This is a genomic window from Gammaproteobacteria bacterium, from assembly GCA_013003425.1.
Lineage (GTDB): Bacteria > Pseudomonadota > Gammaproteobacteria > Steroidobacterales > JABDKV01 > JABDJB01.
The window spans coordinates 199,022-211,541 of the sequence record JABDJB010000006.1; the positions used below are offsets into that span (position 1 = coordinate 199,022).

The following is a 12,520-nucleotide window of genomic DNA, read 5'->3' on the forward strand; positions in this document are numbered from 1 at the left end:
GATCAGATATCCGTCGGAAAGACAACGGCGGTATCGGCAGTGACCGCCTCGCTGGGAGCGAAGCTGTCAGAGTCTTCGTCATCCTCCTGGGCCACCGCGATCAGGCCGAACGCGAAAAGGGTCAGTAATAACGCATAGGCGATATTTCGCATCATTTACTCCTGCTCCCGGCAACAAGCCGGGTTAATAATACTTGTGACTGCGGCAACTGGCAGACATTCCATCATCGCGCGTAGCGCGCAATGCGAAACCCCAGATCGGGCCGCCCCTGGGCGCCACGATCGCGCCAGGCGCTGCGCAACTCGCTGATATTCCCCTTCATCCAGCTGGCGCCGCGTATCACGTGCTGGTCGCCGAACTGGGGACCCAGCGGGTCGACCAGTGACAGGAACGGATCCACCGTACCCTGCTCGTAATAATCGTGGGTCCATTCAGATACGTTGCCGGCCAGTTCGCTGATACCCAGCGTGTTGCGGGAAAACGTGCCCACCGGCGCGGTGACGGTATAACCATCATCGTAACCCTCGAGTTTCTGTGCAATCAGGCTTCCAGCAGCATTGTCAGCAAAATTGCCCGCGCCCTCCGGTGGTGGCAGTTGCTCGCCCCAGACATACCTGCGCGGCTGTGCGCCGCCGGCGAACCGTGCCACCCACGCCCATTCCGCCTCGCTGGGCAGCCGGTACCCTGTCGTCATCGGACGTACCGCTACCAGCCGGCCGTCACGATCAATGTAGGCGCGTGGCAGGCCATCACGATCACTCAGCCAGTTGCAGTAGCGTGCCGCAAGCTGCCAGCTGACGCGCACGGCCGGCTGGTCGTCTCCATCCAGTGAAACGCCGCCCATGAAACCGGAGCTGTGCTCAGGCATGAACTGGCGAAAAGCAGCATTACTCACTTCGGTTCGGCCGATATAAAACTCGCGGGTCAGTTCGACATCGCGGCGTACCTCGTTGCTGCGCCTGCCCTGTTCACGCCGCACCGACCCCATACGCAGCGAACCGCCACGCACCAGGACCAGCTCACCGGCAGCCGTGCTGATGGCAGGCGCCAGATTGGCCGCTGCTGCTTCAGCAATTGTCTTGAGCACAACGGTCAGTCTCTGCTCCAGGCCGCGCCGTGGCGTGACCGTCTCTTTGTAAGGTGCGTAACCATCCTTGCGCACCTCAATAGTGTGTGGCGCTGCCGTCAGCGACAGCACCTGTGCATTACCGCGCGCCTGTCCGTCGACATATATCTCCGCGTCGGCCGGGCTGGTCACGATACGCACGCTGCCCAGGATCGGCTGCAACTGCACGGACAATTCACGGCGCTGATCGGGACGCAGCTCCACCTGGCGGCTGGCCGGCTCATAACCGGCCCTGGCAAATGACACGCGATGCCGGCGCCCCGGCTGCAGTGCGAGCTCGAGCGGGGTGCGTCCCCTGAACTGCCCGTTGACCGTCACGCTGACGCCGGCCGGCGTGGTGCTGACGGCGAGCAAACCGTCCGCAGCTTCCAGCTCGAGATTTGCCAGGGTCTGCGGCTCCCCGGCTATTACGGTCAGCGGAACCAGCTGTTCCTTGAAGCCTTGCAAATCCACGCTCAACTCGCGATCACCAGCCTCGACCTCGGCGGTCAGAGGGGTCTGTCCGAGCTCGATACCATCGACCGACACCGTGGCGCCCGGTGGACTGCTGGACAGCGTCACCGGCGCCCAGTTGGGCTGCAAGGGCACATCGAAGGACTGCCGCATGTGGCCACCGAAAATTTCGATTTCCTGTTCCTGCGGCAAGTGATTCCTGGCCCGCACGACCAGGCGCCGCAGGCCGGCGGCAATTTCCGCGTCGCTCAGCGGCGACGCTCCTATCACCTCGCCGTCGACAACGATTTCGGCACCGGCAAGATCGCCAGCTGTTATTGACACCAGCCCCGGCAGTTTTTCCAGTTCCAGCGCAAACTGCTGGTTTGATGACTGGCCGACAGTTATGCGCTCGTCCAGCGGCACATAACCGTCAAGTTGAGCCATAACCCGGTACTCACCGGGTCGCAGCAGGTAGCGGCCACCGAAGCGGGGTCGCAGCAGCCCGCCCGACAGCGCCATTGTCTCGGGCACCGGCTCCAGCACAACGCTTACCGAGCGCGCGGTAAACATGTACCAGGTTGAAACAGCAAGCAGCGCAAATGTTGCGATCAGCGCAGCATAAAGCACCTGGTGACTGCGCCGGTGCATGAGTACCGTTCCGCTGGCTGCCTTGAAAGCGACCGGCTGGACTACATCGCGACCACCCGGCCGGGTTTGAGCCGGTGGCAGGTCGACGGCTTCACCCGACCTCGCATGAATGAAAATCCTGTTGCCGCGGCTGGCAAAAACCATGTGGCCGACCGGAAAAACGACGGTGTCGCCATCGCGCAGCCAGTGTGACCCCGTGATCGGTTTGCCATTGATGCTTGCCGCAGCCGCAGGAACCAGAAACGCGGCGCCGTCATGCACTCCGATATGAGCCAGCAGCTCACCATTGTTACCGAGCCGGACTGCCGCAGTGCTGCCACCTACCTCCAGTGGCAGCTCGCCGTCACCATAGACGCGCTCGCCGCTATCGTCATGCACATGTACCGCGAGGTTCAAATCTGCTCCTCGCAGCGCACGACCAGGGACTCCGGCGCGATACCGGGCTCGATTACAAGCTCGGCACGCACGTCACGAAAACCACTGCGTGTGCCGATGACGGTATAACGGCCTGGCATCAGTTCCAGTTCGTGGCTGTCGAAACGACCAAGCCTGCCAACCCGGAAAACCACGACTTCCGTCTGGTTATCCGATTCGAGTACAACTTTGACTGGTTGTTTCGACAGGATCACAGCCTGTTCGAGTTGCTGCCCCAATGCGCGCAACGAAGGTGCTGTTGCGGAAACGGATTCGACCTGCTCAATAATGTTTGCTGCCCGCCGGCGCGTCTCCGACAAGGAAAAATCCCCCTCTTCCAGCAAAGCCTGCGCACGCGTCGTCAATGACGCCAGCCGGCGGGCCCGATCGCGCCCCTGCTGGGCCAGCACCAGGGCCGGGTCAAGTTGCAGAAGTTCGCCATAGTATCCAATGGCGCTTTCCCAGTCTTCGCCGGCTTCTGCCGCAGCAGCTCTTTCACGCAATGATGCTGTTCTTGCAGCGCGAACCGCAACGTCGATACGCACGCCTGCATCGCGCACCTCGGCGGCACCGGGCCTGAGACTCCCGGCACGCGCCAGCGCTTTGCGGGCCGCCGGAAAATCACTGGCGCCAAGTGCGCGCTGTACCGCTGACATTGCTGACTGGTAACCGGCATCAGCCTGGCGCCGGTCAATTTCCTCCAGCGCGGTGGACAACTCCGGGTTCTGCGGATCGATACGACGCGCCTCCTGCAGCGCCTCACGCGCACCGGCCAGGTCGCCTTCGGCTGTCAAACGCCGGGCACGGCGCTGTAACTCGACTACCTGGGTCAGGAATGCCGTACGCTCCAGCGCATCGCGAACCTTTTCGTCAGCCGGCTCGATTGCCAGCACGATGCGGAAGTGTTCCGCTGCAGTCTCCGCATCACCGTTGCGATAGGCCAGCCAGCCGGCTTCGCGACGGTCGGCGGCAACCTGCGGCGCCTGCTCGATCATCGCCGTCACCAGTTCATGACTCTCTTCAAGCGCACGTAACGCGGCGAGATGATCAAGGTTGCCTGCCAGCCGCTCACCTTCCTGCAGCAGATCGACTGCTCGTTGCGAGCGTTTGGCTGCCCAGGTTGAAACCCGCATGCTTTCCAGCTCTAGCCACTGCCTGTGCAGCTCCTGGCGTAAGGATTCGACTGTGGATGCCTGAGATTGCAGCCGCGCCTCTGCGGATTCGACCGCGTTCGCACTGTCGCTGCTACCCAGCCACTGCGGCAGATAGACCAGCGCCGCCATAAGCCCTGATGCCACAACAGCAACGGCAGCGACCCACCACCCCAGCCTGCCGCGCGGCGCTGGTGCCGTTGCAACATGTGCGCTGGTGGCAGTTTGCCTGGCAACAGGCGTTATTTGTTCGAACTGTTGCGGTTCGCGCTCAGTCATGACCATCGTTTGTTACTGGCTACACCGTAACCTTTCAGGCACACGATGCCATACCAAAGTGGGCTGCAGGTAGCGCCGGGCGGCGCCCTCTGCTCAATTTGCGGCTGGCCCGCTGACTTCCGGCAAGCCGGTCTCGGTAGTGTAGATTTCTCGCAGCAGATCGCGCCACTGCTCGAACTGGGAATCGACCGAGCCGGTCAGCGTAATCGTCTTGCCGTCCACTTCCAGCACCGCCGGACGCACCTCGGCCTCGAATGTGTCTCCCAGCTCGCGCATGGTCTCGGCGTGCACCAGTGCTTCCGGCCGCATCGGAAAGGTGCTGAGAATTGTTGACAGCCCGACCAGTGCTCCTACCTGTCCGGCGTAACTGGCATATTCGCTATCGCTGCTGGCATCCACTGCCAGCCCACCGACGATCAGGGCAGCACCGGCAATGGTCCGGCGCCTTATCTCGCGCTCCAGCCGGCGCAATTCGACTACTTCATCATAATTAAACCGGCGCCAGTCGCTGTAGGCGCCGCGCACCTGATGGTAGAAGGCGCCGTAATGCTGGTCCAGCGTGTCGATAAAAAGATAATCACGCTCGCGAATCTTCTCCACGCGCTCCAGCATCGGGTCGCCACGTGCCGGCAACCGGGTTGCGCGAATGCGGCCATCTTCGTGTTCAAGGTAGTCGCCGAAGGCACCGGGTGCGACATCGGCAGCAAAACGCAGCTGCGCCACCTCGCGTACCCGAACCAGGTCACGGGTCGACAGTCCCTCACGCACCGCCAGCAGGTCATTCGCGATCCGGTTATACAGGTCCTGGAACGGGTCCTGCTTCGTTGTCGCTATGTCTTCGCGGTAGTTCAGCTTGCCGGCAAGATCCTCGTATTCGCGCTCATCGAGCCACACGCGGCCGGTCGCGTCACGCGCGGTGACCGTAAGCACCAGCATTTCTCCATCGGAGGTCTCGATACGGGCACCAATAACAAGGTCGACAGTCTCCGACCCGCGTGGAAGTACGCGAACGGCACCCCACTGGCCGGTACCGGCCAGCGTGTCGCGCAACACATAAGGCATGTAGCGTGCTTCGGCATTGCGCACGCCGGCTACCAGCCGAGACTTGTTTTGTTCCTTGATATCCTCGGGTACGTTGGCTTCGAAAATGGTCACGCCCACGTCCAGCAACATCTCATCGGCAACATCGGCTACTGCCGCCTGTGCCGGTGTCGCATTTATCGTTATGACTTCCTGGTGAACACATCCGGCGATCGCAGCGAGCGACAGCGCCAGTGCCGGTATCCTGATAATTTTCAATTCGCTTCTGCCTCTCCCGTCTCAAGGCTCTCTTTATAATTACGGTATTCCTGCCACAGCGCCTCACGCAGGTCCGGATCGGTTTCTGCCATCGCGGCCTCGCGCAGCTGCCTGGCAATGATGTCATCGTCCTGGGCACGCACGGCATCGTCTATTTCGTATTCTTCCGGCATGGTCTCGCTGATCGGCTCAACGTCCTGGTTATTGCGCGGGGCATTCCATTCGACATCCTCACGCGACCTTGCCAGGTCGCGTCCGCTGCGGTTTTTGTCACCGGCGGTGGCGTTACGACTGGAATGTTGTGACAGGCTCGGGTCGGTATTTCCGCCGGTTTCCGCAGCAAGTTCACTGTCCTCGCCTGACATGCCGGCAACGGCATTGCTGCCCTCGCTTTGCATCCGATCGTCAAAGACCGCCAGCGACTGATCGAGCTCCTCTTCCAGCCGGGCAACCCGGTCACCAGGGTCGGTGCTGCTGCCCTCTTCGGCGTGGCGTTGCTCGTTCTCACCGAGAATACCGATCAATGCGCCTGCCGCAGCGAGCAGTTCGCTGGTGGCTTCCAGCGCATCCGCGGCATTGCGCATGTCGCGCTGGACAATTGCTACGACACCGGCAACCGTAGCGGCAAGCGCTTCTTCACCGCTGCTGTCGGCGGGATCGTCGGACTCGATATTCTGCGCGTTGGAAGCAGCCATAACCGCAATTGCTGAAGCGATTACCGCTTCTGCCGCAGCTTCCATAGCGGCCCGCGCCGCCGCCAGCTGCACCGCTTCTGCATCGGCGTCGGCCTCGCCGCCGGCGCTGGCCGCGGTGATCAACGCGCGCCGCGCGCGATTAAGTGCCGCACGAGCGGCCGCCAGAGCATCTTCGGCAGTCTGCAGAGATCCGCTCTGCGCACTGGACGGCTGGCCCGTAGCAGCTCCGCCCTTGTTGTATTGGGCAAATGGATCGAAAGTCTCCTCGCCGCCGGCTGCGCCACCGCTTTGCGCGTCACTCGGTTCTTCGCTGGTTTGCTCGCCACCGCCGCTGGCGTTTTGTGAGTCAGGCTGTTGCTCACCGCCGCTCTGCGCCCAGGGATCGAAGTTCTCGACGCCGTCGCTGCCGCCTTCAGCAGCAGTTTCCTTTGCGTTGGCAATAGCCTCCTCGGCATCGCCAACCGCTTCTGCCGCAGCATCGACGGCCGCATTGGCGCCCTCAAGCGCTTCGGCCACGCTGACATCGGCCTGTTCCGGCATCGCACCGCTGCCATTTTCCAATGCGTCTTCGGCGCTTCCGGCAGGATCACCCTGTGTGGCCGACCGCGACGCGCTGGCCACCCGAATATCGCCATTGTCCTGGCTGCTCTCGCTGCTTTGGCTGCTTTGGCTGCTCTGGCTGCTGGTTTGCGTCGGCCGCGAGGACGGCTGGCTGGACGGATCGTTGCGTGGCGGAGGCTGCTGCGACGGAGGTTGCTGCGACGGAGGCTGCTGCGACGGAGGCTGCTGTGACGGAGGCTGCTGTGACGGAGGCTGCTGTGAGGGGCGGCTGGGGTTACTACTGAAGCAGGCAGTGAGCAGCAATGCACTTGCCGCGGCTGCGATCACGAATCTGGGACGCACGGTTTGAGTCATGGGTGCCACCGAAAATCAGGCCAGCATTACAGGCATTGGGTTAGACGGCCAGATCCGTTCAGGGTTCAGGCAGAACACTCAGCTTACAACAATTGCCGGGCGCCCTGTGACCCGCCGGGCCGGCTTTCACGTTAAGTAATGATTCGCAGGTCTTTGATTAACTGTAAGAAACCTTGATATAGACGGAACTCTTGCCGCCCGCTGCGTTCCCAATGACAATAGCGATAGTGTATCTATCCGGGCAGGGGGCCTGTCAGCCAGCGAAATGAGCAAGCCTGCGGCCATTATTCTGGCGATCTGCAGCTGTGTCCTGGCCGGCTGCGGTACCACCACCGTGCCGCCGATGACGGTCGAGTTCCCCACCCCGCTTATCGAACACATGCCGTTAGCGGTCGGCGTGTACTACGACGATGAGCTGCGCAACTTTACGTACAACGAAACCGTCTCCGATGGGAGCCGCTGGACTATAGAACTGGGCGAGAGCAACCTGCGCCTGTTCGATCGCCTGTTTTCCGCCATGTTCCGGCAAACCGTCGAAGTCAGTGACCTCGGTGCGGCGCCACCGGGCGTCGCCGGAATCATTCATCCGGTGCTCGAGGAATACGCATTTCTTACTCCCAATGAACTCGGTTCGCGCTTTTATGCGGTGTCGATTCGTTACCGCGTTTTTTTGTACGACACGCAGGGCAACGAGCTGGCCGCCTGGCCGATCAATGCCTACGGCCAGAGCCGCTCCAGCCTGATCAATGCCGGCAAAGGCAGGACCGGGCCCCTCCAGGAAGCAACCAATCTTGCCATGCGTGACGCTGCCGCAGCGGCCATTATCACGCTGCCGCTGCAGCCAGAGTTTGCGACGCTCAACGAAGCGCAGCCAATAACCGACGAAAGCAGGACAATCAATGAAGCCAATTAACCTGACCCTGATTGTTGCGCTGCTGACGCAGGCATTGCTCAGCGGCTGCGTCACAGCGCGTATTGAGGAAGCACGTCATACGGCTACGGGCATTAACCAGGGCGACGCGGTCGTAATTCTGACCCAGCGGCAAAACGTTGATTACCAGACCGAGGACGGATTTGTCAGCTGCGTCGGCGATGAGCTGGCCAGCGGTTCCAACGGACTGGAAATGCATGGCGAACGCGAATTCATGGACGAGATGTTTCCCTGGTTCGAGCCGTCACACGCGCCGACACATGCCATTGCAATGCGTGAGCTGCTCGAGCGCCCCGGGGTAACTGAGCGTATCGCCGAAACGGGCGTTCGCTACCTGGTCTGGATCGATGGTACAACGCAGGTTATCGATGGCGGCGGCAATATGTCCTGCACGGTCGGTGCCGGTGGTGCCGGCTGCTTCGGTTTCCAGTGGTGGGAAAACGATTCCTCTTACGAAGCATCGATCTGGGACCTCGAGACTACCGAACACGTCGGCACCATAAGCGCAGATGCCGTTGGCACGTCGTACCTGCCGGCCGTTGTGGTGCCCATCCCGATTATTGCGCGCACCAAAAATGCAGCTTGCAACGGTCTGGCCAGGCAAATTCGCCAGTTCCTGGTGGCAGACCCGACCGACTGACTTTTCTACTTGGGCGTTTCTGCTGGCGGCGTCGATCGCTGATTTTTCGGTACGCGGTAGGTCCAGCGATAGCGCATCGTGGCGTCTGTCGGTTCGCCATTCTTGAACTTTGGCCGGAAACGCGCGTGGCGCATCGCCAGGCGCACATTGTTCTGGGTTCGCCAGTGCGCCGAGGCATCGGCAATCGACAAATCTGTGACCATTCCGTTACTGGTAACCAGGAATTCCACGTCGACATAGACCTCGGACCGGCCAAATACAAGGCTGGCCTCAGGGATTGGCGGTGTGTATTTCAGTCGCTTGGGTTTGCCGAAAATGATATCGCCTTTCTCGGGGTTGGCGCCATCACCGGTCAGCAGGTTCCATGCCTGGCGATAAACCCTCATCGCCTGCTTGCGCTGTGATGTAACCATCATCCAATCGCCCAGCTCGGCAAGCGTCCGTGCTTTTTCGATCACGTCGGTCTGCGGGTTTTGCTCATGAATTTCCACTGCCCGAGTCAGGGCGTCCTTCCCTTCGCCCTTGTAAAGATTCTGCCCACGGAAAGTCTGGGCGATTCTTTGCAGCTGTTCGACCAGCCGCAAGTCGTTCTCGCCATAATCCTGCTCGATCAACTCGATGGTACGCCGATAAAGACGCCGGGCGACGCTGTGCTCACCCACCTGCTCATACCACCGGGCAAGGCTGTTCAGCGCCGGCACCAGCTCGGCTGAATCAGAGCCAAACTCGCGCTCGTTGACGCGAAAGGCAAAACGGTTCTCACGATTTGCTTCACTGATACGACCCAACTCGAAGTAGTTTTCGGCCAGGTCTTCGGCCAGCTCGATTTGCTCAACGTTCAGGATACCGAGCCGGCGATGGGTAATGTGGCGGGCACGACGCAGTATGGTAATAGCTTCCTCGCGACGGCCGGTCCGGCTATAAATCTCGGCCAGCAATGCCAGTGGCTCAATCAGGTCGAAAGAGAAGATGTTGTCCTGTTCTTCGACCAGTTTTATAAGTTCTGACAGGTTGTGCTCTGCATCTGCAAGCTCACCGAGCTCAACCTGCAGGTTTATCAGCTGGTTCATCGGATCGATCAGCGCGAGGCTGGCGCCATACTGCTGTTCTGCCAAATCCACAGCACGCTGCGCCAGCGGCAATGCCTCTGCAAGCCGTGATTGCGCTGCGAGATTATCGACCGCATCTGTCACCGCCTGCAGCTCTGCAGCGGTATTAACAACTTCCTGAGCATCGGCCGCAGCCGGAGCCATTTCATCCTCTTCGGCAGCCACCGTCATGCCGCCCAGGCAAAGGGCAGCAGCGCTTAAAATTATTTTTCCCGATATCCTCACTGGACCGTCTTGAGCAGCTGTCCGGGGCTGATCTCACCATCCGGGTACAGGCCGTTGATCAGCCGCAGCTCCTGCTCGGCGTATCGGCCCAGCGGCGACATTTCCGCCAGGTTGGCAAACGTGGTTTTTTCGTCGGCGGTAATAATCTTCAGATTCTGCCGTGCCACACGGCGCCGCTCCATGCCCTCAAGAATCCGCATGCTGTTCATAGCACCCACATAGCGCCAGTCACCCGGAATATTGATGCCCGTCGTTTGCGACGCGCCCGCAAACACGTAGGCATAGCCGTCATTGATAACGACTCCGTAGCGTACCGGCCGCTCACCGAATGGCGAATTGGCTTTCGGCGCAATCGCTGTATAGCCGGGCAACCCGTCGGGCATAATCGCACGGCCTTCACGCATGTCTGACAAGTGCAGTTTGTGCCGCATTACTTCCTGCGGCGTCATGGCCTGGTCCAGCTTGCGTCGCGTGACCACCAGGATCGCGTCGCCATCAGCTGACCGTGCCTGTAGCCGCATGGATTGCTGGTCGACTTCCCAGCCGCGGGGAAAAGTGAGCGCTATACCCATGCCGCCATGGTAGACCTCGCCGGTGCCGCCGAATCCCGCCACCTTGCTCTTGCCAAATGTCACGCCGTCCATAACACTGAGATACGTCGCCGGATCAACCTCGTAGGTACCGGCAGATTCCACCTCGGCGGCGGCATCGATTACTTCACGCAGGCGAGTGTCCTGGTCGGGATGGCTCGAAAACAGGCCATGATAAACACGCGGCTTGCGACTCTCCTCCTCCGCACGCTCAATCTCGAACAGCTCCTGCGCCTTGAGCTGGCGCACCACATCGATCATCGCCTCGGGCTGATACCCGGCACGGGAAAGGTACTCGGCGCCAAGCCCGTCCGCCTCCAGCTCGAGGTTGCGACCATAGCCCTGCACCAGGGCACCACCTACCAGGTTTGCGAGTGAGCCGGCTGCCCGCGATCCGGTAGCTACCGTTGCCGCCATGGAAGCAATGCTGCCAAGCAAACCACGGCTGTGCTTGCGTGCCGCGTGGCGCGCGGTGACATGACCTATCTCGTGACCCAGAACCGCTGCCAGTTCGGCCTCGGTGTTCAGGTACGCCATAATGCCGCGCGTTATATATATGTATCCGCCAGGTAGCGCGAATGCATTGATTTCCTCGCTGTCGAGCAGCGTGAAACGGTACGACAGGTCAGGACGATGACTGTTGGCGGCAAGGCGCTCGCCGATAGCCTGCACATAGCTTTGCAGGTCACGGTCTTCGTACACCCGGTACTGCTGCATGATCATCTGGTGATACTGGCGGCCGATTTCCACCTCTTTCTCTTCGGAAATCACCATGATGTCTTTTTCGCCGGTCACCGGGTTGGTGCCGCAGGCTGCCAGGGCGACAGCTGCCAGTAGAATGAGCAAGAAGCGGCACTTCCATGAATGCATGATCCGAAACTCCGGGGCCAGATACAGCCGAACCTTCATATTATCCGATTGGGACCCGCCCGTGGCGCACGACGGCGCCCGGCGGCGGGCCGCTGTTGCATTTGACGCCCCTGATAGCCGGAAGTTGCACAGAATGCGCCGCAACAGGCCCCCTGACCTGCGGCAATGTAAAATAACCGCTGCCTTCAACGGGGAGAAAGGCCGATGTCACTGTTGCTGCGCCGGACCATGCTCGCAGGCCTTCTGGCGACCTGGGTTGCAGGCGCTGCCGCAGCCCGGTCAATCGAACGGGTGGAGCCGCCATTCTGGTGGCAGGGGTTCAGCGATACATCGCTGCAGGTAATGGTCTACGGGCAGGACGTCGCCGGACTGCAGGTCCGCACAGATCACCCGGGAATATCGGTCAGCAGGCTGGAGACCACCGCTAACCCCAACTACCTGTTCGTCTACCTGCAGATTGATCCGTCGGCGCAAACCGGTGACTTCGATATCGTGTTCGAAGGCGGCGCAGTCCCGCTCACCCACCGCTACTCGCTTCGGCAAAAAGACCCCGATGCCGGCCATGCCGCCGGCTTCGGCCCGGATGACGCCATCTACCTGATCACGCCGGACCGTTTTGCCAATGGTGACAGCACCAACGACAACGTGGCAGGCATGGGCGATCCGGCCAGCCGGAGTAAACACGGTGGCCGCCACGGCGGGGACATCGCAGGGCTGCAAAATCACCTCGATTACATTGCGGATATGGGGTTCACTGCCGTCTGGCTGAACCCGGTGCTGGAAAATCGCATGCCGGCTTATTCGTATCACGGCTATGCCACTACCGATTACTACCGGGTCGATCCGCGCTATGGCAGCAATGCCGACTACCGCAGCTTCGTTGCAGCCGCGCGTGACAAGGGCATCGGCGTCATCATGGACATGATCGCCAACCACTGCGGCCTGCATCACTGGTGGATGGCCGACCTGCCGGCAGACGACTGGATCAACCATGGCGGCAATTTTGTACAGACCAGCCACGAACGCACCGCCGTGCAGGACCCCTATGCAGCTGCCAGCGACGTAACCGCTTTCGTCGATGGCTGGTTTGTCCCGTCGATGCCCGATCTCAACCAGCGTAACCCGCTGCTGGCCGACTACCTGATCCAGAACTCGCTGTGGTGGATCGAATACCTCGGTCTGTCCGGCATCCG

The 12,520-nt window shown here is 61.0% G+C and carries 11 protein-coding genes; 3 read left to right on the plus strand and 8 right to left on the minus strand.

What is annotated here, in order from left to right; translation table 11 throughout:
* Nucleotides 1-2: 2 nt before the first annotated feature.
* The 6 genes from HKN06_01200 to HKN06_01225 form a co-directional block, all read right to left on the minus strand.
* Nucleotides 3-155, minus strand: coding sequence for a hypothetical protein (locus HKN06_01200; protein ID NNF59925.1), 153 nt, complete (start codon nucleotides 153-155; stop codon nucleotides 3-5).
* Nucleotides 156-223: 68 nt separating this feature from the next.
* Nucleotides 224-2,605 carry a PEGA domain-containing protein gene (locus HKN06_01205; GenBank protein NNF59926.1) on the minus strand — a complete coding sequence of 794 codons (2,382 nt, stop codon included), beginning with the start codon at nucleotides 2,603-2,605 and terminating at the stop codon, nucleotides 224-226.
* A complete protein-coding gene (locus HKN06_01210; GenBank protein ID NNF59927.1) occupies nucleotides 2,602-4,053 on the minus strand; it encodes a hypothetical protein in 1,452 nt (483 codons plus the stop codon). Before HKN06_01210 ends, HKN06_01205 begins: the two co-directional genes overlap by 4 nt.
* Before the next feature lie 93 nt (nucleotides 4,054-4,146).
* Complete coding sequence (locus HKN06_01215; protein ID NNF59928.1) at nucleotides 4,147-5,352, minus strand: hypothetical protein; 1,206 nt, start codon at nucleotides 5,350-5,352, stop codon at nucleotides 4,147-4,149.
* Complete coding sequence (locus HKN06_01220) at nucleotides 5,349-6,170, minus strand: hypothetical protein (GenBank protein ID NNF59929.1); 822 nt, start codon at nucleotides 6,168-6,170, stop codon at nucleotides 5,349-5,351. The genes HKN06_01215 and HKN06_01220 overlap by 4 nt, the downstream gene beginning before the upstream one ends.
* Nucleotides 6,167-6,916, minus strand: coding sequence for a hypothetical protein (locus HKN06_01225; protein NNF59930.1), 750 nt, complete (start codon nucleotides 6,914-6,916; stop codon nucleotides 6,167-6,169). The genes HKN06_01220 and HKN06_01225 overlap by 4 nt, the downstream gene beginning before the upstream one ends.
* Before the next feature lie 311 nt (nucleotides 6,917-7,227).
* Here HKN06_01225 and HKN06_01230 point away from each other — a divergent pair, with 311 nt between their 5' ends.
* A complete protein-coding gene (locus tag HKN06_01230; protein ID NNF59931.1) occupies nucleotides 7,228-7,875 on the plus strand; it encodes a hypothetical protein in 648 nt (215 codons plus the stop codon).
* Nucleotides 7,862-8,533 carry a hypothetical protein gene (locus tag HKN06_01235; GenBank protein NNF59932.1) on the plus strand — a complete coding sequence of 224 codons (672 nt, stop codon included), beginning with the start codon at nucleotides 7,862-7,864 and terminating at the stop codon, nucleotides 8,531-8,533. The genes HKN06_01230 and HKN06_01235 overlap by 14 nt, the downstream gene beginning before the upstream one ends.
* A gap of 5 nt (nucleotides 8,534-8,538) precedes the next feature.
* Here the strand turns inward: HKN06_01235 and HKN06_01240 are convergent, their stop codons facing one another.
* Both HKN06_01240 and HKN06_01245 read right to left on the minus strand, forming a co-directional pair.
* Nucleotides 8,539-9,867 carry a TonB family protein gene (locus tag HKN06_01240; GenBank protein NNF59933.1) on the minus strand — a complete coding sequence of 443 codons (1,329 nt, stop codon included), beginning with the start codon at nucleotides 9,865-9,867 and terminating at the stop codon, nucleotides 8,539-8,541.
* Nucleotides 9,864-11,366: a M48 family metalloprotease gene (locus tag HKN06_01245; protein NNF59934.1), complete on the minus strand. Its 1,503-nt coding sequence runs from the start codon at nucleotides 11,364-11,366 to the stop codon at nucleotides 9,864-9,866. Before HKN06_01245 ends, HKN06_01240 begins: the two co-directional genes overlap by 4 nt.
* Nucleotides 11,367-11,531: 165 nt before the next feature.
* Between HKN06_01245 and HKN06_01250 the strand changes: the two genes are divergently transcribed.
* A partial coding sequence (locus HKN06_01250; protein ID NNF59935.1) for an alpha-amylase occupies nucleotides 11,532-12,520 on the plus strand: 989 nt, incomplete at its 3' end.